This window comes from Pantoea eucalypti, from assembly GCF_009646115.1.
GTDB classification, from domain to species: Bacteria; Pseudomonadota; Gammaproteobacteria; order Enterobacterales; family Enterobacteriaceae; genus Pantoea; species Pantoea eucalypti.
Window position 1 is genome coordinate 3,380,746 of sequence record NZ_CP045720.1, and the last position, 20,127, is coordinate 3,400,872.

The following is a 20,127-nucleotide window of genomic DNA, read 5'->3' on the forward strand; positions in this document are numbered from 1 at the left end:
TCGCACGTCATTCCTTACGTTGCTGTAAACGACGCAGGGAGCGTTCTCGACGGCTCTGCTCCCGACTTCTGTCCAGCAAGATTTCCTCTATGAACGCCAGGTGACGGTGTGAAGCCTCGCGCGCTTTTTCTGGCTCACGGGCCACAATCGCCTCAAAGATTCTGGCGCGGTGACCGCTCACTTTTGCCAGCATTTCCCGGCGCGAGTAGAGCAATTCGAAATTCTGACGAACGTTTTGTTCCAGCATAGGGCCCATTGAGCGTAGCAAATGTAAAAGCACAACATTATGGGCTGCTTCTGTGACAGCGATCTGATACTGCATCACTGCGTCCGCTTCGGCGTCTAAATCGCCGCTGTCCTGCGCCTGCTGGATATTCAGATGGCAGTCGCGAATGCGCCGCAGGTCTTCCTCTGTGCCGCGCAGTGCCGCGTAATAGGCGGCAATGCCCTCTAAGGCATGGCGCGTTTCCAGCAGATCAAACTGGGATTCCGGATGGCCGGCGAGCAGCTCAACGAGTGGATCGCTTAAGCTTTGCCAGAGATTCTCCTGCACGAACGTTCCGCCACCCTGTCGGCGCAGCAATAATCCTTTCGCTTCTAAGCGCTGGATCGCTTCGCGGAGAGACGGACGTGAGACATCGAATTGTTTGGCGAGTTCGCGCTCAGGCAACAGCTTCTCTCCCGGACGCAACGTGCCTTCCATAATCAGGGATTCGAGCTGTTGCTCGATAGCATCGGAGAGCTTAGGTTGGCGAATCTTACTGTAAGCCATCATCCCTTCTTATTAAGCCAGGCGTCCGGAGTAAATTGGTAATACCAATTGCAATGAGGTGCCGGTAAAGTAACAAAGTATTCACCTTGTGTCTATATGGTGTCTGCGACATTCACCTCGCCTTAAAGCCTGTCCTGGCGCTAACTCGCGGTTAAAAAAATGAAAAAATCCGCTACGGCAAATGTTAAACAATTGCACTTTTACCAAACCTTACACCTGCTTAGCGCCTGATGAGTGCGGCAGCCATAAGTGAAAGCTATTCGTCATTACCCGAATTTCATGGCAGAAGTTTCGACAGGCAGACGTGACCAGGACGGCGTTTTTTCAGTCAAGTCTCAGCACGAAAGGCGAAAGCAGGTGCAAAGCGAATCGCTTATCACTATTCTTGTCGCCAGGGTAGCAAATGGCCGCATTCAGCACGCCAGATACCGTAAAATAATCAATACGTTATTGTAACTCCTTCATTACAGCGGATTGCGCTGCGAACGAAGAATAAAAACATCACGAGGTTTGTATGGAACAGCAGCAAGGCGAAGCGCTGAAACGTGGTCTTAAGAACCGCCATATTCAGCTCATCGCGCTGGGTGGTGCAGTGGGAACCGGCCTGTTTCTGGGCAGTGCATCGGTCATTGAATCCGCCGGACCGGCCGTTATTCTGGGCTATGCGATTGCCGGGTTTATTGCCTTTTTAATCATGCGCCAGTTAGGTGAGATGGTCGTGGAAGAGCCGGTTGCCGGCAGCTTCAGCCACTTTGCCTATAAATACTGGGGCAACTTTGCGGGTTTTGCTTCGGGCTGGAACTACTGGGTGCTCTATGTGCTGGTTGCCATGGCAGAACTCACTGCCGTCGGCAAATATGTCCAGTTCTGGTGGCCTGACTTTCCGACCTGGGCGTCGGCTGCCCTCTTCTTCGTGATGATCAATGCTATCAACCTGACCAACGTGAAAGTGTTTGGTGAGATGGAGTTCTGGTTCGCCATCATTAAAGTGGTTGCGGTCATTGGCATGATCCTGTTCGGCGGCTGGCTGCTGTTCAGTGGTCATGCCGGTCCGCAGGCGACAGTACGCAACCTGTGGGAACAGGGCGGCTTCTTCCCGCATGGCATTGGCGGCCTGGTCACCGTCATGGCGATTATCATGTTCTCATTCGGGGGTCTGGAGCTGGTGGGTATCACCGCAGCTGAAGCGGATAACCCGGAAGTGAGCATTCCAAAAGCGACCAACCAGGTGCTGTGGCGTATCCTGATTTTCTACATTGGTTCGCTGGCGGTCCTGCTGTCACTGATGCCGTGGACCCGCGTCACCTCAGAAGTCAGCCCGTTCGTCTTTATCTTCCACGAACTGGGCGATGCCATGGTGGCGAATGCGCTTAACGTGGTGATCCTGACGGCTGCCCTGTCGGTCTATAACAGCTGCGTTTACTGTAACAGCCGCATGCTGTTTGGTCTGGCACAGCAGGGCAATGCGCCGAAAGCACTGCTGAAAGTCGATCGTCGCGGTGTACCGGTGTTAACGATTCTGGTCTCTGCTGTGGCTACTGCGCTGTGTGTGCTGATCAACTACCTGATGCCGGGCGAAGCGTTTGGCCTGCTGATGTCGCTGGTGGTCTCTGCACTGGTCATCAACTGGGCGATGATCAGCCTGGCGCACCTCAAGTTCCGTCGTAAGAAAGATCAGCAGGGCGTCACAACCCGCTTTAAAGCGCTGCTCTATCCGGCAGGTAACTGGATTTGCCTGATCTTCCTGGCAGGGATTCTGGTACTGATGGCGACCACGCCGGGCATGGCGATCTCCGTCTGGCTGATCCCGGTCTGGCTGGTCATTCTGGGTATTGGTTACTTTATTAAAAACCAGACGCAGAAAGCCTGATGCTCTACTACGTGCTGCGACCTCTCAGGGAGGTTGCAGCACGTACCTCTGATGCCCGATCCAGCTCACACTTCTCTTCCCGCACCTGTTTTGTCCATCTTCATGACGAATTTCTCCCGTTCATCTCACTGATTTCCTGACAATACTTCCTGTTCACACTGGATGCGCAGGAATAAACCATGAAAGGTACAGCTCTCCCGTTTCGGGAAAAACTGGGATATGGCATGGGTGATGCCGGATGCAACATGATTGGCGGTGCCATCATGCTGTTCCTGAACTACTTCTATACCGATGTTTTCGGCCTTGCTCCGGCGCTGGTGGGAACCCTGCTGCTTTCGGTCAGGGTGCTGGATGCGGTTACCGATCCGATTATGGGCGCCATCGCCGATCGCACCCAGAGTCGCTGGGGCCGTTTTCGTCCCTGGCTGCTGTGGGTTTCCGTTCCCTATGTGGTCTTCAGCGTTCTGATGTTCACCACACCAGACTGGACCTATCACAACAAGGTCATCTGGGCGTTCGTCACCTACTTCCTGATGTCACTGACGTATACCGCGATTAATATTCCTTATTGCTCGCTGGGTGGCGTGATTACCAACGACCCTGGTGAACGCGTCTCCTGCCAGTCCTACCGTTTTGTCATGGTCGGTATCGCCACGCTGATACTTTCTCTGTCGCTGCTGCCGATGGCGGAGTGGTTTGGTGGGGAAGATAAAGCGCGCGGCTACCAGATGGCGATGGCGGTGCTGGCCACGATTGGTCTGGCGATGTTTCTGTTCTGCTTTGCCACAGTTCGTGAACGTATCCGCCCTGCTGTACCGAGCAATGATGACCTGAAAAAAGATCTGCGTGACGTCTGGAAGAATGACCAGTGGGTGCGCATTCTGCTGCTGACCTTCTGTAACGTCTGTCCTGGCTTCATCCGCATGGCAGCCACCATGTATTACGTCACCTGGGTCATGGGTCAGTCCACGCACTTCGCCACGCTGTTTATCAGCCTGGGCGTGATTGGCATGATGTTCGGCAGCACGCTGGCGAAACTGCTCACCGATCGCTGGTGCAAACTCAAAGTCTTCTTCTGGACTAATATCGCATTGGCGCTCTTCTCCTGCGGCTTTTACTGGATCGATCCTCACGCCACGGTGATGGTCGTAGTGGCTTACTTTGTGCTGAATATCCTGCATCAGATCCCTTCTCCGCTGCACTGGTCGCTGATGGCGGATGTGGATGACTACGGCGAGTGGAAAACCGGCAAGCGCATCACCGGCATCAGCTTCTCCGGCAACCTGTTCTTCCTCAAGGTGGGACTGGCAGTGGCCGGTGCAATGGTCGGCTTTCTGCTGTCGATCTATGGCTACAATGCGGGTGCTAAACAGCAGTCCCCTGAAGCGATTAACGGCATCATGCTGCTCTTCACCATCATTCCAGGCGTCGGCTATCTGATTACCGCCGGCGTGGTGCGGCTGATGAAGGTCGACCGCAAAATGATGATTACCATCCAGCAGGATCTCGCGCTGCGCCGCGAAAACTTCCACGAGTTACACGCTGTTCGCCTGCGCGACGGTGCTGCTACGCCAACCGGAGATGTTAAATGACTGCAATCCTGCCGAATCCTTTTATTGAGCAGCGCGCCGACCCCTTTATCCTTCGCCATGAACAGCACTACTACTTTGTGGCATCAGTACCGGAGTATGACCGGCTGGAGATCCGACGCGCCACAACGCTGGCTGGCCTGCGCAGCGCCGAGCCGGTCGTGGTCTGGCGCAAGCCTGATAGCGGCCCCTGTAGCGAGTTAATCTGGGCACCCGAATTGCACTACATTGACGGCCAGTGGGTTATCTATTTCGCAGCAGCGCCGACGCGGGAGATCAAAGAGGGACTGTTTCAGCACCGGATGTATGCGCTGGTGTGTGAGGCGGCAGATCCATTGCAGGGCGAATGGCAGCCCTGCCGCCGGGTTTTCAGCCAGCTCGACAGCTTCTCTCTGGATGCCACGCACTTCGTACATCAGGGCAAAAACTGGTATCTCTGGGCGCAAAAAGATCCCGTGATTCCCGGCAACTCTAATCTCTACCTGGCTGAGCTGCTGAATCCCTGGACGCTGAAAGGTACACCGGTGATGCTGAGTCGGCCAGAATATGAGTGGGAGTGCGCAGGGTTTAGCGTGAACGAAGGTCCGGCGGTGATTCGTCACAGCGATCGGCTGTTCGTGACCTACTCCGCCAGCGCTACCGATGAAAATTACTGTCTGGGGATACTGTCGATTGCCGCTGATGCCGATCCGCTTGATGTCACCGCCTGGCAAAAATCGGCACGCCCGGTCTTTGTATCCAGCTGGGACAACCATCAGTATGGGCCAGGCCACAACAGTTTTACCCAGGATGAGGCGGGACGCGACGTGCTGGTTTATCACGCGCGTAACTACACTGAAATTGAGGGCGATCCGTTGTGGGATCCGAACCGCCACACCCGACTGAAATATTTCAGCTGGCGGGAAGATGGCACGCCCGATTTTGGCGTGCCACCTGCCGATTACACCAGCGTGCCGTAAATCGTCAGCAACGCAACGGCAACCACCAGCACCAGTGAAGTGCGTTTCGCTAACGCCACGGCAACCCGTGGCGTTTCTACTTTATCGGTGTGCGGATCGCGTGACAGGGAGAACTGCGCCAGCGTCGTCAGCACCTGATACTGAGAACGGTGACGATCAGTCAGCGAAGCAAACCACGCAGGCAGCGCTTTTTCGCCGTGGCCGAGCAGCGCGTAAGCCACCCCCGCCAGCCGCACCGGGATCCAGTCGAGAAGATGCAGAATCGCATCCACGCCAGACTGCGAACGCGCCATCGGTGTACCATGTTTTGCCAGCCAGCCTTGCCAGGCTCGCAGAAACGCATAACCCACCAGCAGCACCGGACCCCACGGCCCTCCCACCACCAGCCAGAACATCGGCGCAAGGTAGAAGCGGAAGTTTATCCAGATCAGTGCATTCTGCAGTTCACGCAGGAACTCGCGTTCGCTGCATTCTACCGGCACGCCATGAATCAGCGTCAACTCAGCCGCCATCGCCTGATGCGCCGCGTCGTCGTCATGACTGGCTGCTTTCAGATAGCTATGGTAGTGCTGACGCACCGAACCGGCACCGATGCAGAGCAAGCCGGCGACGATCCAGAACAGTAATTGCAGTATACCAAACAGCAGCCCTTTCAGCGCCCAGATGACCAGCGCAGTCAGCGCCATCGCCAGCACAGTCATTAGCAGAGTACGCATCATGGAGAAATGTCGGCGATGCCGAAAAATCGGCTCCAGCCGGTGTTCGAGCTGCCAGTGCTCGCCCAGTTTAAACAGGCGCTCCCAGCCTAAAACCAACAACAAGGTAAACAACGTCATACTGACTCCGCAAAAATCAGGATTTTTGCTGCGTTAACAGCTGTTTGTAGTAGTCCCAGTCAAAAGCAGGTCCGGGATCGGTCTTTCGTACCGGCGCGATGTCACTGTGCCCCGTGATACGTGAAGGCGTTAACGGGTAATGCTGCAGCAGCAACAGGGTTACCTGCTGCAGGGCCCGATATTGCGCTTCGCTATAGGGCTCACTGTCTGTTCCTTCCAGCTCAATCCCTATAGAAAAGTCGTTGCAGTTTTCACGTCCTTCAAACTGCGAAATGCCTGCATGCCAGGCACGTTTATGAAAAGGGACATACTGCACGATCTCCCCGTCACGACGAATCAGGCAGTGTGCCGCGACTTTCAGCGCGGCGATATCCGCAAAATAGGGATGAGCATCCGGCGGAAGTGTGCCGGTGAACAGCTTGTCGATCCACGGCCCGCCAAATTCACCGGGTGGCAGGCTGATATTGTGAATCACCAGCAGTGAAGGCGCTTCATTGTCTGGCCGTTCATTGCAATGCGTTGACGGCACGTGACGCGCTCCGGTCAGCCAGCCCTGTTCGATTTTCATACCCATTTTCCTTGTTTCAGCTGGCTGAGAATAGCATGAATAATAAAGGATTCTTGCCTCTTAGTGTGCCGGTTGGGTCATATGACAACGCTGCGTGTTAAGGATACTAAACAAAATACGATTCGTTGCTGGAACCTGATGGCGGTTCAGGCTATTGTGTCACCCTCTGTCATTTCTCGTTCTGGAGTAAAACACCTATGTCATCTCGTGGTTATGATCCTGACAGCCGCCGTCAGGCACTCATCAAACGCATTGAAAGTGACATCCCGGATGCGGTTGCACTGGCGTTAAAAGAGGATCTTGGTGGAGAGATCGACGCTGACCGGGATATTACTGCCCAGTTGTTACCTGCCGATATCCAGGCTCATGCGCAGGTCATTACCCGTGAAGCGGGTGTTTTCTGTGGTAAACGCTGGGTGGAAGAAGTCTTCATTCAACTCGGCTCGCACGCGACACTGAGCTGGCATGTCGAAGATGGTGATCAGATCGAGGCAGACCAGCTGCTGTTTGAAATCGAGGGTCCTGCCCGACTGCTGCTGACCGCAGAGCGTACCGCGCTTAATTTTGTGCAAACACTCTCGGGCGTTGCCACCGAAGTCAGCCGCTATGTCGCACTGCTGGCGGGAAGCCAGACACAGCTGCTGGACACGCGTAAAACCCTGCCCGGATTGCGGACCGCGCTTAAATATGCCGTGCTCTGTGGCGGTGGCAGCAATCATCGCCTGGGCCTCTCAGATGCCTACCTGATTAAAGAGAACCATATTATTGCCAGCGGCTCAATTGCGCAGGCAGTGGAAAGAGCGCAATGGCTGCAACCCGATGTGCCGGTTGAAGTTGAAGTGGAATCACTGGAAGAGTTGCGTCAGGCGCTGGAAGCCGAAGCCGATATTGTGATGCTGGATAACTTCAGCCTGGAAGAAATGCGTACCGCCGTCGAACTCAACCAGGGAAGGACGCTGCTGGAAGTCTCCGGTAACGTTACCGAAACAACCCTGCCGCAGATCGCTCTGACCGGCGTGGACTATGTCTCTGTTGGCGCACTGACCAAGCATGTGCGGGCGCTGGATCTCTCGATGCGTTTCAAACAAAAGTAGCCTGCGCTACCGTAACCCGGCCCGGCGATTTTGCGACCCCGCTTCCGGCGCAGTTTCGACTGAGCTGCAATCCTGAAATCTGTTCACACCACACTTTCCAGTTTTCCCCTCTCTGACTGTCTTTTACTGCTACTGATTTTTAACCTGTCGCCTTCTTAATCAGGAGACGATGTGATGAATCATCAACGTGGATTTACGCTGGTTGAATTGATGATTGTGGTCGGTATTGTGGCGATCTTAAGTGCCATCGGCTTGCCCGCTTATCAAAATTATCTGCAGCGCGCTGCCCTCACCGACATGTTGCAAACAATGGTGCCGTTTAAAACTGCGGTAGAGCTCTGCGCCATGGAGCGTGGTGGCCCAACCCAGTGTCATGCAGGAGAAGCGGGCATTCCGGCAGCCAGAGGATCGCGCTATGTCTCGGCACTGAGCGTGACCAACGGTGTGATTGCATTGACTGGCCAGGAAAGTCTCAATGGCCTGAGCGTTGAAATGCTGCCGGTCTGGGACAGCACGGATGGCGGCATCAGATGGCAACGCAGTTGCACCAGTAGCAACAATAGCCTGCGCGACAATTGTCAGGATCAGTTCCGCTTTGCGGATAAAGGGGCCAGCGATGAACAAGCCTGATGAAGCGATCGCGGCTTTATGTCAGCGCTATCGCGCCCTGGTGTTACACCATGATGCCAGTCAGCTGCGTGTGGCCGTCGCAGAAAGCGTGCCGCCCGGACTGTCTGAAGCGCTTCATTTTGCCAGCCAGTGTAAGATTGAGATCGAATGCTGGCCGCAGGCCCGGCTCGACCAGCTTCGGCATGCCGACACACCGCTGGTGGCGCGTGAAGAGGCGCCCGCAGAGTCAGCGATTGAGGCAACACAGCTGATCCTGCGTCAGGCACTCGAACGCCGCGCCTCCGATGTGCATATCGAACCCTGCCGCGAGGGTTTACGCGTGCGACTGCGCATTGATGGCGTACTGCATCCGCTCTCTTCATTACCTGCCACTCAACCTGCGGCGCTGCTGGCACGACTGAAGATTCTCGGCGGGCTGGATATCGCCGAACGACGGTTACCGCAGGATGGGCAGTTCAGCATGGAGATCGCCGGTAAACCCGCCTCGTTTCGTCTGGCCACGTTGCCCATCTACGGCGGGGAGAAAGCCGTAGTCAGGCTATTGCAGAGTGAAAGCGCGGCGCTGTCACTGGATAAGCTCGGTTTACCCACTGCGCAGCTACGTCTGTTCTGCGCTGCGCTGGCCCAGCCGCAGGGATTGATTCTGGTGACGGGCCCCACCGGCAGCGGCAAGACATTCACGCTCTACAGCGGGCTTAGTGCGCTGAATAAGCCTGAAAAAAATCTCTGCAGCGTTGAGGATCCGATTGAGATCCCACTGCCGGGCATCAATCAGACGCAGATCCATGCTAAAAACGGGCTCGATTTTAACCGCGTGCTGCGGGCGCTGCTGAGACAGGATCCCGACGTCATCATGGTGGGCGAAATTCGCGATGCCGAAACGGCAGAGATTGCGGTTAAAGCAGCACAAACCGGACATCTGGTCCTTTCCACGCTGCACACTAACTCCACCGCCGAGACGCTGACCCGGCTTCGACAGATGGGAATTCCCGGTTATCTGCTTGGGTCAGCACTGAAATTGATCGTTGCTCAGCGTCTGGTCAGACGCCTCTGCCCTCACTGCCGTCAGCCTGCTCAGGCAGTGGCACACTATCCTCCGGAACTCTGGCCTGGCACCCTGCAAACCTGGCGTGCCCCAGGCTGCGACCACTGCTTTTCCGGCTATTTTGGCCGGCTGGCGCTGTTTGAACTGCTGCCCATTAATGCCAGACTGCAAAATGCGATCGCCGCCGAGATGCCGCTGGAGAATCTGTTGAGTCTGGCGAAACAGCAGGGATTGCGCACCCTGCTGGTTTCCGGTTTAGAAGCGGTAAGTCGGGGCGATACCTCCCTGGAGGAGATGCAACGGGTGATTGGGCTGGACGATGGCTAATGCCTCTTTATTCAGCTGGCAGGCGGTCGACAGTCAGGGTCAGTTACTCAGCGGTCAGCTACTGGCTATCGACAGTGACAATCTGCTGCTGATGCTGGCGCAGCGTGATCTTTTGCCGGTGAGCTGGAAGCGTGAAAAAGTCTGGCGTCCGAGGGACTGGAAGTGGCAGCACAAAACCGATCTCATTCGCCAGCTGGCCACCTTGCTCAAAGCGGGCCTGCCGCTGGCAGAGAGTCTGGTTTTGCTGGCGGAGGGGCAGCCGCATGCTGGCTGGCGGGCCCTGATGCTAGCTCTGCATCATCGGGTACTCAGCGGTGCGCCTTTTTCACAGGCTTTGCGTGAATGGCCGCAGATCTTTCCGGCACTCTATCCGTCCCTGATGGAGGTAGGTGAGCTCACCGGTCAGCTGGATGTCTGTTGCAGCGAACTGGCTCAGCAGCAGATCCGCCAGCAGCAGTTATGGCATCAGGTGGGTAAAGCGCTGCGCTATCCTCTTTTTATTCTGCTGGTGGCGATGGCTGTCACCTGCGGCATGCTGCTCTTCGTGCTGCCGGAGTTCGTTGCGGTTTATGACGCCTTTGATGCGCCCCTGCCCGCCTTTACCGCAGCGGTAATGCAGTTATCTGCCGCGCTTCAGGAATGGGGAGGTGTGCTGGCCCTGGGTGTCTCGCTGATGCTGACTGGATGGCATCAGCTGCGACGACGATCTGAGGGCTGGCAACGCCGTGAGCAGGCATTTTTCCTGCGCATCCCGCTGCTTTCCGGATTGTGGCGCGGCACACAACTGACGCAGATCTATACCATTCTGCATCTCACACAGAGCGCCGGGTTAACGCTGTTACAGGGGCTATCCGCCGTTAAGGTAACATTCTCCTCATTGCTCTGGCGGGACGCGATAGCCGGACTGCAGCAACATATTGCTGAGGGAAGTCCTCTGCATCAGGCGCTGATGCAGCATCCGTTGTTCACGCCATTATGTGGTCAGCTGATTCGCGTCGGTGAGGAGGCGGGCGCCCTGGATTTGATGCTGGCACGTCTGGCTGAATGGCATGAGGCCGAAACGCGAGAGCGCGCTGACACACTGGCGGCTTCGCTGGAACCGATGATGATGATGGTGATTGGCGGCATTGTTGGCACACTGGTGATTGCCATGTATCTGCCGGTCTTCGGGCTGGGTGATGCGATGCATTAGGGGCGCACGCTGCGCCCCGGATGGCTATCGGTTGAAAACCCGGTTCTCCTGCTCGTTAACCCGAATAAAGGTCGTGCGTTTGGTCAGCTCTTTCAGGCGCTCGGCCCCTACGTAAGTGCAGGCGGAACGCAGCCCACCCAGGATATCGCGTGCTGTCTCCGCCACCGGACCTCTTAAGGGCAGCTTGACCGTTTTGCCTTCTGCCGCACGGTACTGCGCAACACCACCAACGTGACGCTTCATCGCCGATTCGGAACTCATGCCATAAAAGAGCATGGATTTTTCGCCATTCTCTTCAACAACCTGCCCTTCGCACTCATCATGTGCCGCCAGCATGCCACCCAGCATCACGAAGTCAGCACCGCCGCCAAAGGCTTTGGCGATATCCCCCGGCACTGAACAACCGCCATCACTGACAATCTGTCCGCTTAAACCATGCGCCGCATCAGCACACTCGATAACGGCAGAAAGCTGCGGATAACCTACACCGGTTTTTACCCGGGTTGTGCAGACCGAACCCGGGCCAATGCCCACTTTGACAATATCCGCGCCGGAAAGAATCAACTCTTCCACCATTTCGCCCGTGACGACATTACCGGCACAGATTGTTTTAGAGGGGAAAGTTTCACGCGCGCGTTGCAGAAAATCGACAAAATGTTGTGAGTAACCGTTGGCCACGTCGATGCAGATAAACTGCAGATCGTCTGACAGCGCCATAATGGCGACCAGTTTACTGAGATCGGACTCTGAAGTGCCGGTGGAGACCATAACATGTTTAAGGCATGTCGCAGGCACGCGCTGAATGAACGCGCGCCAGTCATCAACGCTGTAATGTTTGTGGACTGCAGTAAGGATATTGAAGCTGGCGAGCGCCTCGGCCATCGAAAATGTGCCGACGGTATCCATATTGGCGGCGATGATGGGTACGCCGCTCCAGCTCAGGCCCGAATGTCTGAAGGTAAAGCTGCGTTCCAGCTCAACCTGTGAGCGACTTTGCAGCGTGGAGCGTTTGGGACGGATTAAGACATCTTTAAAGCCCAGTTTCAGATCTTCTTCAATACGCATAAATAGTGTCCTGGTAAGTGGCAACGAATCGTCGTTCGCGAAGTAAGCACAGCTCCAGTAGCGTTATGATACGCGCCTCTCGCTGTGCGACAAGACTGCGAATTTCACTTTATTTACGCTACAATCCGTTAAATTTAGTTGTGATTTATCGGTGTGATCTGACACCCATTTTTGCCTTTTTTAGTCAGATCATTACCCTGAACCCATGTCGTAAAAGAAGTCAGGTGAGAAACATGCCCTATATCGTCGCGCTTACAGGGGGGATCGGCAGTGGAAAGAGTACGATTGCCCAGGCATTCGCCGCGTCTGGCGTGGACATTATTGATGCTGACCTGATTGCCCGTGAAGTTGTTGAACCCGGCACGCCCGCTTTGCAGGCTATAAAGGGGCGCTATGGCGCGTCGATAGTGACGGAGCAGGGCATGCTTGATCGTAAACAGCTTCGCGACATTATTTTCCAGAAGCCGGAAGAGAAAAGCTGGTTAAACGCACTGCTTCATCCGCTGATAAACGCCCGGACGCGACAGCTGATCGCCCAGGCCACCTCACCTTATGTGCTCTGGGTAGTGCCATTACTGGTGGAAAATCAATTACAGCACCAGGCTGATCGGGTACTGGTGGTGGATGTTGATGAGGCAACGCAGTTAGCGCGGACTCAGCAGCGTGACCATCTTTCCGTCGAACAGGCGAAACGTATTCTTGCCGCACAGGCCACGCGCCAGCAACGCCTCGCCTGTGCCGATGACATTATTGATAACAGCGGCGAGCCCGACGACGCCCTGCCACAGGTTGCCGAACTCCATCAGCGCTATCTCAGGCTGGCGGCAACGAAACAGGATTAATACCATGAGTACACCCGTTCTGTTTGAACACCCACTGAATGAAAAAATGCGAACCTGGTTGCGGGTTGAATTTTTGATTAATCAGTTAGATGAAACCACGCCACTGGATAAAACCGTTAATGCGCTGACCTTTTTTCGCCTGATTGGCGAGTTGCTCGACATTTTCGAGCGCGGCGATATGCGGACTGAACTGTTGAAAGAGCTGGAGCGTCAGCAGCAAAAATTACGTGCATGGGCTGATGTGCCGGGTGTCGACATGACGCTGGTGGATGCTCTGCACGATAAACTAAAAATTCAGTCAACGCAGTTGATGAATGCCCCGCGTATGGGGCAACAGCTCCGTGAAGATCGTCTGATTGCCCTGGTGCGCCAGCGACTCAGCATTCCCGGCGGATGCTGCAGCTTTGATTTGCCAGGCCTGCACATCTGGCTCCATCTGCCGCAGGAAACACGCGATGCGCAGGTCGAAGCCTGGATGCAGACGCTCGCGCCCCTGCATCATGCGCTGGCGATGGTACTGGATCTGATCCGCCAGTCCGGCGCATTCCATATGCAGACCAGTCTGAACGGTTTTTATCAGGATAATGCCGAGGGTGCCGATCTGCTGCGATTGCAGTTATCGCTGGACGATGCCCTCTATCCACAGGTGTCCGGACATAAAAGCCGCTACGCCATTCGTTTTATGCCATTTGATAGTGAGCGCGGTGAAGTTCCGGCCCGCCTTAACTTCCAGTTGGCCTGTTGTTAGAGGTAAACATGCAGCAAGAAGTCATGACCGTTTCCTGTCCGCAGTGCGGCAAAGATGTCATCTGGGATGAGCTCAGCCCGTGGCGCCCTTTTTGCAGTAAGCGCTGTCAGCTTATTGATTTAGGCGAGTGGGCCGCAGAAGAGAAACGCATTCCCAGCAGCGACGATATGAACGACAGTGACAACTGGAGTGAAGAAGAGCGCTGATAACAGGATGGGGCGCGCTGCCCCATCCACTCAGAGTTCGCCGGCGACCAGACGCGCAATCAGCTGATGATTCGCTGGCGGAAACTCCTCCGCGACCAGCGCATGCTGATCAACCCAGCGCTGCGGTTGCCCCTCTTTGCCCCACGGCTCCCCTTTCCACCCTTCAACCAGAAAGAAGTGCAGCGTTACGCGCAGATCGTCATAGCTGTGATCTGCATGACCAATCGGGCGAGCCTCGGTGACATCGATCCCGGTTTCTTCCTGGAGCTCCCTTATGAGTCCCTGTTCGGCGCTTTCGCCCGCTTCAATCTTACCGCCAGGAAACTCCCACTTATTTGCCATATAAGAGGTCGATGCGCGCTGGGCAAGGAAAATCTGTTTATTGGCATTGCGAATGATGCCAACTGCAACCTGCAGGTGCTTCATGAAGACTATCCGGTAGTAATGGTGAATGAAGGCTGATTTTAGAGCATGCCGTAACGGAAGTTAACCGCTTTAGCTCAGCATGGGCATAGTCATCGTAGTGGCAAAGGCCATAAAAAAAGGAGCCAGCGGCTCCTTTTTTATCAGCATTTAGCCTCAGGCGATACGGCCATGACACTGCTTATACTTTTTACCGGAACCACATGGGCAGGGATCGTTGCGGCCCACTTTGCGTTCTCCACTTTGCTCAGCCACAGGCTCAGCTGCCAGCAGATCTTCTTCCACATGGCTCAGCTGCTGTTGCTGTGCCAGACGTTCAGCTTCTTCGCGACGCTGTTGCTCCATCGCTTCAACTTCTTCTGGCATGCGCACCTGAACTTTGCTCAGCGTACTGATCACTTCATACTTCAGTGATTCAAGCATTGCGGCGAACATGGCAAAGGATTCACGCTTGTACTCCTGCTTTGGATCTTTCTGCGCATAGCCGCGCAGATGGATACCCTGGCGCAGATAGTCCATCGCTGCCAGATGCTCTTTCCACAGAGAGTCCAGCGTCTGCAGCATCACGCCTTTTTCGAAGTTGCGCATCATTTCAGCGCCGACGATCTCTTCTTTCTCTGCGTAGCTTTCCATGGCATGGGTCATGATGCGTTCACGCAGCACTTCTTCATGCAGATCGGGCTCTTTGTCCAGCCACTCTGCAATCGGCAGGTTAAGATCGAAGTCAGTGCGCAGACGCTCTTCCAGGCCAGGCACGTCCCACATTTCTTCCAGCGACTGTGGCGGAATGTAGGTATCGATGGTGGCTTTGTAAACATCGTGGCGAATGCTGTTGATGGTTTCGCTCACATCAGACACATCCAGCAGCTCATTACGCTGACTGTAGATCGCACGACGCTGGTCGTTAGCCACATCATCATATTCCAGCAGCTGCTTACGAATATCGAAGTTACGGCTTTCGACTTTACGCTGTGCGTTGGCAATCGCTTTAGTCACCCACGGGTGCTCAATCGCTTCGCCTGGCTTCATGCCCAGTTTACGCATCATATTCGATACGCGATCGGAGGCGAAAATACGCATCAGCGCATCTTCCATCGACAGGTAGAAACGAGAAGAACCGGCGTCACCCTGACGACCTGCACGACCACGCAGCTGGTTATCGATACGACGGGATTCGTGACGCTCAGTACCCACAATATGCAAACCACCTGACGCCAGCACCGCGTCATGACGAATCTGCCAGGCCGCTTTAATCTCTTCGATTTGCGCTTCAGTTGGCTCTTCCAGTTCGGCCACTTCAGCGTGCCAGCTACCGCCCAGCATAATGTCCGTACCACGTCCGGCCATGTTGGTCGCGATAGTGACCGCGCCCGGTTGACCAGCCTGCGCCACGATGTCCGCTTCGCGGGCGTGGAATTTGGCGTTCAGGACGTTATGTTTGATACCGGCGCGGGTCAGTTCATTAGAGACCACTTCTGATTTTTCAATCGAGATGGTGCCCACCAGTACCGGCTGTCCATTGGCTGTACGCTCACGGATATCTTCGATAATCGCATCGATCTTCTCTTTCTCTGTCATGTAGACCAGGTCAGCCAGATCTTTACGCACCATCGGACGGTTAGTCGGCACGACAATGGTGTCGAGCTTGTAAATAGAGCTGAATTCGAACGCTTCGGTATCAGCAGTACCGGTCATACCGGCCAGCTTTTCGTAAATACGGAAGTAGTTCTGGAAGGTAATAGAGGCCAGCGTCTGGTTCTCGTTCTGGATCTCTACGCCTTCTTTCGCTTCAATCGCCTGATGCAGACCATCTGACCAGCGACGACCCTGCATGGTACGGCCGGTGTGTTCATCAACGATTACCACTTCGCCATCTTTCACGATGTAATCAACATCGCGGGTAAAGAGTGCATGCGCGCGCAGTGCCGCAGTGACGTGGTGCATCAGCATGATGTTGGTCGGCGAGTAAAGTGACTCGCCCGCCTCCATAATGCCCTGGCTGACCAGCAGCTCTTCCACTTTCACCAGACCGCGTTCAGACATATGAGCCTGACGCGCTTTCTCATCGACCCAGAAGTCGCCTTCACCCTGATGGGTTTCGGTATCTTCTTTATCCTGGCGAACCAGGTGAGGGATGATCTTGTTCACTTTGGTGTAGAGATCAGAACTGTCTTCTGCCGGACCGGAGATGATCAGCGGTGTACGCGCTTCATCGATCAGGATGGAGTCGACCTCATCCACCAGCGCATAGTGCAGTTTACGCTGTACGCGCTCTTCCGGGCTGAACGCCATGTTGTCACGCAGGTAGTCGAAGCCATACTCGTTGTTGGTGCCGTAGGTAATGTCTGCTGCATATGCTTCACGCTTCGCCACAGCCGGCAGGCCCGACATGTTGATACCAATCGTCAGACCCAGGAACTCAAACAGTGGTCGGTTGTTTTCCGCATCACGCTGTGCCAGATAGTCGTTGACGGTCACCACGTGAACACCTTTACCAGAGAGCGCATTCAGGTAGGCTGGCAGCGTTGCGGTCAGGGTTTTACCTTCACCGGTACGCATCTCAGCGATGCAGCGGTCGTTCAGCACCATGCCGCCGATCAGCTGCACATCAAAGTGACGCATACCGAACACACGTTTACTCGCTTCACGCACGGTCGCGAACGCTTCCGGGATCAGACTCTCCAGCGATTCACCTTTTTTCAGGCGCTCGCGGAACAGGTCGGTTTTAGCTTTCAGTTCATCGTCAGAGAGCTTCTCAAAATCAGGCTCCATCTTATTGATGACATCCACCACCTTGCGCATACGACGCAGCGTACGATCGTTACTGCTACCAAAAACCTTGGTTAATATTTTGCTAAACATAATAAATATATTCTCAATTCAGCCGGAATATTCCGGACTGCGAAATCTAAACAGAGTGAGTAAAACCAATACTATTAGCAGAACAATCGGGCGGGTCCGGCGCGGATGCCATGCACACTGGCATGCCATTCTACCCATGAACGGGTAACGGCCATGAAGAGAGGCGGTGTTGCCATCTGCTGCGGTGCGGTATGCAGCGCAGAGTGCGATGTCAGTAAATTATGCAGTGAGTCAATCAGCGCCAGCTTTTGGGCCGCCAGCGGTAACTGCTGTTGTTCCGCCTGCGCCTGGGGGGCAAGCGTGAAAGAAAGGTGACGAATAACGGTGCGGATGGCGTGCTGATGCCAGTAATCCACGCTGAAGCTCGGGCGCCGTGACGCTTCCTGGAGCCGGATTAAATGATCAAAGCGTGTGGCATTGCCAAGAAAGAGGCTGCTGGCTGGCGATTCAGAGGACGCGTTGGGTTCGGCGCTTTGCGCACAGGCTGGCAGGCCAAAGCTGGCCGCTACCATCCCTAACAGGAGATGAGGCCAGAAATAGCGTCTACCTAATTGTCGCCAGCGCTGAAGAATCCCGATCACAACCTTTCCATCGCGCACGCTCTGTTGCGCTCTTGTTTTCGTGTACCCGCCGCGAGCCGCAACGGATTTCGGCCTGTAAAAGCGCCACAGATAGTAACATTAATGTGGGGCATCCACACCTGGGATTAAAGTGGCGGTGTGAGAAAACGCGTGTGATTGTTCAGCAATTCAGCAGAACAGACAATGTGTTGCGAGCGACGTCGCAGTCGTCAGGAGTATGACAGAAAGCCATAAAAAAACGGCTGGCGCCGCTGACCGGAGAGGGTGTCAGCATAACCAGCCGTTTCACGTTCTGGGGTAGTTAAGCCAGAACCAGATTCGGTGCTTTGAATGCCACTGGCAGTTCAGCTTCGTCTTCGAAGGTTGCCCATTCCCAGGCTTCCTGCTTAGCCAGAACCGCTTGCAGCAACTTGTTATTCAGCGCGTGACCCGATTTAAACGCAGAGAATGCGCCAATGATGTTGTGACCACACATAAACAAGTCGCCAATCGCGTCCAGCATTTTGTGACGAACAAACTCGTCCTCAAAACGCAGACCTTCTTCATTCAGTACGCGGAAATCATCCAGACCTATCGCACAATCTAAGCTACCGCCCAGGCACAGGCCTTTAGACTGCAGATATTCGATTTCACGCATAAAGCCAAATGTACGCGCCCGGCTGATTTGACGAACAAAGGCGTCAGCAGAGAAGTTCATCGCATAGCGCTGTGAGCTGGAGTCGATAGCCGGGTGTTTGAAGTCGATGGTGAAATCAAGCGAGAAACCGTTGTACGGTTTGATCTCGGCCCATTTGTCACCCTCTTCCACACGCACGGTCTGCTTAACACGCACAAATTTCTTCGCGCTGTTGAGCTGCTCGATACCCGCATCCATCAGCAGATAGATAAACGGTGCTGCGCTGCCATCCATGATCGGGATTTCCGGCGCATCGACTTCAACAATAATGTTGTCGATACCCAGACCCGCCAGGGCGGCATTGAGGTGTTCAACCGTTGAAATACGCACGCCTTCATCATTCACCAGGCAGGTACTCAGCATGGTGTCGCGCACGTATTTTGCATCAGCCGGAAAATCTACCGGTGGATTCAAGTCGGTGCGACGATAGATGACCCCGGTATTAGCCGACGCAGGGCGTAATGTCAGTGTGACTTTTTTGCCGGTATGTAAACCGACACCCGTCGCCTGAACAATACGTTTTAATGTCCTTTGTTTGATCATCGCATTATCTCGCAGTATCACCTTTCCGACCGCCAGTATACTTTACCAGCGGACAGACACTTTAGCACAAAGAGCGGATAATCCCAATTATAGGGTTAATCCTAATCGGCCTGCTTACGTAAAAAGGCCGGAATATCAAGATAGTCAGGCTCTTTGTTCGACTGCGCAGCCTGGTCGTTAACGACTTTGGCAGCTGGTTTTTGCTCCTGCGGCAGCGGTGACATACCGTGCTGCTGATAGCGATGATCCATCACTGGCTGGCTGGCTGGCTTGTTGGTGACCAGCGTGATTTCCGGACGTTTGTCCATGCCGATACCGGTTGCCACGACAGTGACGCGCAGTTCGTCATTCATTTCCGGATCCAGAGAGGTACCGATTACAACGGTTGCGTTGTCAGAGGCGAAGGCGCGGATAGTGTTACCCACGGTCTCAAACTCATCCAGACGCAGGTCGAAGCCCGCAGTAATGTTGACCAGCACGCCACGGGCGCCTGACAGATCAATATCTTCCAGCAGTGGGCTGGAGATCGCCATTTCAGCCGCTTCTTCCGCACGATCTTCACCGCACGCAACGCCTGAACCCATCATGGCATAGCCCATTTCGGACATCACTGTACGCACGTCAGCAAAGTCGACGTTCATCAGGCCCGGACGGGTGATCAGCTCGGCAATACCCTGGACTGCGCCTTTCAGCACGTCGTTAGCAGCGCCAAATGCATCCAGCAGGGAAATACCACGGCCCAGCACTTTCAGCAGCTTGTCGTTGGGAATAGTGATCAGTGAATCGACGTGCTTAGAAAGTTCAGCGATCCCCTGCTCAGCAAACGCCATGCGCTTTTTGCCTTCGAAGTTGAACGGCTTGGTAACAACGGCCACCGTCAGGATACCGAGATCCTTAGCCACTTCAGCAACTACAGGGGCTGCACCGGTACCGGTACCGCCGCCCATGCCTGCTGCGATGAAGACCATGTCTGCCCCTTCCAGCGCAGCCCGCAGTGCTTCGCGATCTTCTTCTGCTGAGTTACGGCCTACTTCCGGATTCGCACCCGCACCCAGACCTTTGGTAATGTTATTACCGATCTGAATGGTCTGGCCGACAGCTGTTTTACGCAGCGCTTGCGCGTCGGTATTCACAGCAAAGAATTCCACACCTTCGATACGTTCGCGTACCATGTGCTCTACGGCGTTACCGCCGCCGCCACCGACGCCGATGACTTTAATCACCGCGTCGTTGGTTAATTCCATAGGTTCAAACATGATTTCTCTCCGTTATGTGCCTGTCGCCTGGAGATCACTAAAG

The 20,127-nt window shown here is 54.8% G+C and carries 19 protein-coding genes; 10 read left to right on the plus strand and 9 right to left on the minus strand.

From position 1 onward, the window contains the following. Positions 1-7: 7 nt before the first annotated feature. Entirely contained in the window at positions 8-772 is a 765-nt protein-coding gene (pdhR, locus tag EE896_RS15860) for a pyruvate dehydrogenase complex transcriptional repressor PdhR (RefSeq protein WP_008925589.1), read from the minus strand. A gap of 514 nt (positions 773-1,286) precedes the next feature. Here pdhR and aroP point away from each other — a divergent pair. The 3 genes from aroP to EE896_RS15875 all read left to right on the plus strand — a co-directional run bounded on the left by aroP (position 1,287) and on the right by EE896_RS15875 (position 5,190). After that, the gene (gene aroP, locus EE896_RS15865) at positions 1,287-2,642 is read left to right on the plus strand and encodes an aromatic amino acid transporter AroP (RefSeq protein WP_003854713.1); all 1,356 of its coding nucleotides are present in this window, start codon (positions 1,287-1,289) and stop codon (positions 2,640-2,642) included. A 179-nt stretch (positions 2,643-2,821) separates the two neighbouring features. Next, on the plus strand, positions 2,822-4,234 hold the full coding sequence (locus EE896_RS15870) for a glycoside-pentoside-hexuronide (GPH):cation symporter (protein ID WP_003854714.1): 1,413 nt from the start codon (positions 2,822-2,824) through the stop codon (positions 4,232-4,234). Beyond that, entirely contained in the window at positions 4,231-5,190 is a 960-nt protein-coding gene (locus EE896_RS15875; protein WP_003854715.1) for a glycoside hydrolase family 43 protein, read from the plus strand. Before EE896_RS15870 ends, EE896_RS15875 begins: the two co-directional genes overlap by 4 nt. On the opposite strand, the gene ampE is transcribed toward EE896_RS15875, so the two are convergent. Both ampE and ampD read right to left on the minus strand, forming a co-directional pair. Then, positions 5,172-6,026, minus strand: coding sequence for a beta-lactamase regulator AmpE (gene ampE, locus EE896_RS15880; protein ID WP_003854716.1), 855 nt, complete (start codon positions 6,024-6,026; stop codon positions 5,172-5,174). The two genes, EE896_RS15875 and ampE, sit on opposite strands and share 19 nt — an antisense overlap. A 16-nt stretch (positions 6,027-6,042) precedes the next feature. Next, a complete protein-coding gene (gene ampD, locus EE896_RS15885) occupies positions 6,043-6,594 on the minus strand; it encodes a 1,6-anhydro-N-acetylmuramyl-L-alanine amidase AmpD (RefSeq protein ID WP_008925586.1) in 552 nt (183 codons plus the stop codon). Positions 6,595-6,791: 197 nt separating this feature from the next. Between ampD and nadC the strand changes: the two genes are divergently transcribed. The 4 genes from nadC to hofC all read left to right on the plus strand — a co-directional run bounded on the left by nadC (position 6,792) and on the right by hofC (position 10,882). Next, complete coding sequence (gene nadC, locus EE896_RS15890; protein ID WP_008925585.1) at positions 6,792-7,688, plus strand: carboxylating nicotinate-nucleotide diphosphorylase; 897 nt, start codon at positions 6,792-6,794, stop codon at positions 7,686-7,688. A gap of 174 nt (positions 7,689-7,862) precedes the next feature. Then, positions 7,863-8,318 (plus strand): prepilin peptidase-dependent pilin, encoded by a 456-nt coding sequence (gene ppdD, locus EE896_RS15895; protein WP_003854719.1) that lies wholly within the window; start codon positions 7,863-7,865, stop codon positions 8,316-8,318. Then, positions 8,305-9,690 carry a type II secretion system protein GspE gene (gene gspE, locus EE896_RS15900; protein ID WP_003854720.1) on the plus strand — a complete coding sequence of 462 codons (1,386 nt, stop codon included), beginning with the start codon at positions 8,305-8,307 and terminating at the stop codon, positions 9,688-9,690. Before ppdD ends, gspE begins: the two co-directional genes overlap by 14 nt. Next, a complete protein-coding gene (gene hofC, locus EE896_RS15905; RefSeq protein WP_140916377.1) occupies positions 9,683-10,882 on the plus strand; it encodes a protein transport protein HofC in 1,200 nt (399 codons plus the stop codon). Before gspE ends, hofC begins: the two co-directional genes overlap by 8 nt. Before the next feature lie 24 nt (positions 10,883-10,906). Here hofC and EE896_RS15910 read toward each other — a convergent pair whose 3' ends face one another. Further along, positions 10,907-11,947, minus strand: a complete 1,041-nt coding sequence (locus EE896_RS15910; protein ID WP_008925582.1) for a GMP reductase — start codon at positions 11,945-11,947, stop codon at positions 10,907-10,909. Positions 11,948-12,180: 233 nt separating this feature from the next. Here EE896_RS15910 and coaE point away from each other — a divergent pair, with 233 nt between their 5' ends. From coaE to yacG, 3 genes are read left to right on the plus strand one after another with little or no spacing between them, the layout of a single operon-like run. Next, complete coding sequence (gene coaE, locus EE896_RS15915) at positions 12,181-12,789, plus strand: dephospho-CoA kinase (protein ID WP_110411653.1); 609 nt, start codon at positions 12,181-12,183, stop codon at positions 12,787-12,789. Positions 12,790-12,793: 4 nt separating this feature from the next. Continuing rightward, entirely contained in the window at positions 12,794-13,537 is a 744-nt protein-coding gene (gene zapD / locus EE896_RS15920) for a cell division protein ZapD (RefSeq protein ID WP_078804747.1), read from the plus strand. Positions 13,538-13,545: 8 nt separating this feature from the next. Continuing rightward, complete coding sequence (gene yacG, locus EE896_RS15925; protein WP_003854728.1) at positions 13,546-13,743, plus strand: DNA gyrase inhibitor YacG; 198 nt, start codon at positions 13,546-13,548, stop codon at positions 13,741-13,743. A gap of 30 nt (positions 13,744-13,773) precedes the next feature. Here yacG and mutT read toward each other — a convergent pair whose 3' ends face one another. The 5 genes from mutT to ftsZ all read right to left on the minus strand — a co-directional run bounded on the left by mutT (position 13,774) and on the right by ftsZ (position 20,084). Then, positions 13,774-14,169: an 8-oxo-dGTP diphosphatase MutT gene (gene mutT / locus EE896_RS15930; RefSeq protein WP_003854730.1), complete on the minus strand. Its 396-nt coding sequence runs from the start codon at positions 14,167-14,169 to the stop codon at positions 13,774-13,776. A 153-nt stretch (positions 14,170-14,322) separates the two neighbouring features. Further along, positions 14,323-17,028 carry a preprotein translocase subunit SecA gene (secA, locus tag EE896_RS15935; RefSeq protein ID WP_003854731.1) on the minus strand — a complete coding sequence of 902 codons (2,706 nt, stop codon included), beginning with the start codon at positions 17,026-17,028 and terminating at the stop codon, positions 14,323-14,325. A 74-nt stretch (positions 17,029-17,102) separates the two neighbouring features. Beyond that, the gene (gene secM, locus EE896_RS15940; RefSeq protein WP_003854732.1) at positions 17,103-17,609 is read right to left on the minus strand and encodes a secA translation cis-regulator SecM; all 507 of its coding nucleotides are present in this window, start codon (positions 17,607-17,609) and stop codon (positions 17,103-17,105) included. A 301-nt stretch (positions 17,610-17,910) separates the two neighbouring features. Then, a complete protein-coding gene (gene lpxC / locus EE896_RS15945; protein ID WP_008925578.1) occupies positions 17,911-18,828 on the minus strand; it encodes a UDP-3-O-acyl-N-acetylglucosamine deacetylase in 918 nt (305 codons plus the stop codon). Positions 18,829-18,929: 101 nt separating this feature from the next. Continuing rightward, positions 18,930-20,084, minus strand: coding sequence for a cell division protein FtsZ (gene ftsZ / locus EE896_RS15950; RefSeq protein WP_003854738.1), 1,155 nt, complete (start codon positions 20,082-20,084; stop codon positions 18,930-18,932). Positions 20,085-20,127: the final 43 nt, after the last annotated feature.

What these genes read in the sequence shown, in the direction of transcription:
- pdhR (WP_008925589.1), bottom strand. Translation starts at nt 772, where the DNA reads ATGGCTTACAGTAAGATTCGCCAACCTAAGCTCTCCGATGCTATCGAG.
- aroP (WP_003854713.1), top strand. Translation starts at nt 1,287, where the DNA reads ATGGAACAGCAGCAAGGCGAAGCGCTGAAACGTGGTCTTAAGAACCGC.
- EE896_RS15870 (WP_003854714.1), top strand. Translation starts at nt 2,822, where the DNA reads ATGAAAGGTACAGCTCTCCCGTTTCGGGAAAAACTGGGATATGGCATG.
- EE896_RS15875 (WP_003854715.1), top strand. Translation starts at nt 4,231, where the DNA reads ATGACTGCAATCCTGCCGAATCCTTTTATTGAGCAGCGCGCCGACCCC.
- ampE (WP_003854716.1), bottom strand. Translation starts at nt 6,026, where the DNA reads ATGACGTTGTTTACCTTGTTGTTGGTTTTAGGCTGGGAGCGCCTGTTT.
- ampD (WP_008925586.1), bottom strand. Translation starts at nt 6,594, where the DNA reads ATGAAAATCGAACAGGGCTGGCTGACCGGAGCGCGTCACGTGCCGTCA.
- nadC (WP_008925585.1), top strand. Translation starts at nt 6,792, where the DNA reads ATGTCATCTCGTGGTTATGATCCTGACAGCCGCCGTCAGGCACTCATC.
- ppdD (WP_003854719.1), top strand. Translation starts at nt 7,863, where the DNA reads ATGAATCATCAACGTGGATTTACGCTGGTTGAATTGATGATTGTGGTC.
- gspE (WP_003854720.1), top strand. Translation starts at nt 8,305, where the DNA reads ATGAACAAGCCTGATGAAGCGATCGCGGCTTTATGTCAGCGCTATCGC.
- hofC (WP_140916377.1), top strand. Translation starts at nt 9,683, where the DNA reads ATGGCTAATGCCTCTTTATTCAGCTGGCAGGCGGTCGACAGTCAGGGT.
- EE896_RS15910 (WP_008925582.1), bottom strand. Translation starts at nt 11,947, where the DNA reads ATGCGTATTGAAGAAGATCTGAAACTGGGCTTTAAAGATGTCTTAATC.
- coaE (WP_110411653.1), top strand. Translation starts at nt 12,181, where the DNA reads ATGCCCTATATCGTCGCGCTTACAGGGGGGATCGGCAGTGGAAAGAGT.
- zapD (WP_078804747.1), top strand. Translation starts at nt 12,794, where the DNA reads ATGAGTACACCCGTTCTGTTTGAACACCCACTGAATGAAAAAATGCGA.
- yacG (WP_003854728.1), top strand. Translation starts at nt 13,546, where the DNA reads ATGCAGCAAGAAGTCATGACCGTTTCCTGTCCGCAGTGCGGCAAAGAT.
- mutT (WP_003854730.1), bottom strand. Translation starts at nt 14,169, where the DNA reads ATGAAGCACCTGCAGGTTGCAGTTGGCATCATTCGCAATGCCAATAAA.
- secA (WP_003854731.1), bottom strand. Translation starts at nt 17,028, where the DNA reads ATGTTTAGCAAAATATTAACCAAGGTTTTTGGTAGCAGTAACGATCGT.
- lpxC (WP_008925578.1), bottom strand. Translation starts at nt 18,828, where the DNA reads ATGATCAAACAAAGGACATTAAAACGTATTGTTCAGGCGACGGGTGTC.
- ftsZ (WP_003854738.1), bottom strand. Translation starts at nt 20,084, where the DNA reads ATGTTTGAACCTATGGAATTAACCAACGACGCGGTGATTAAAGTCATC.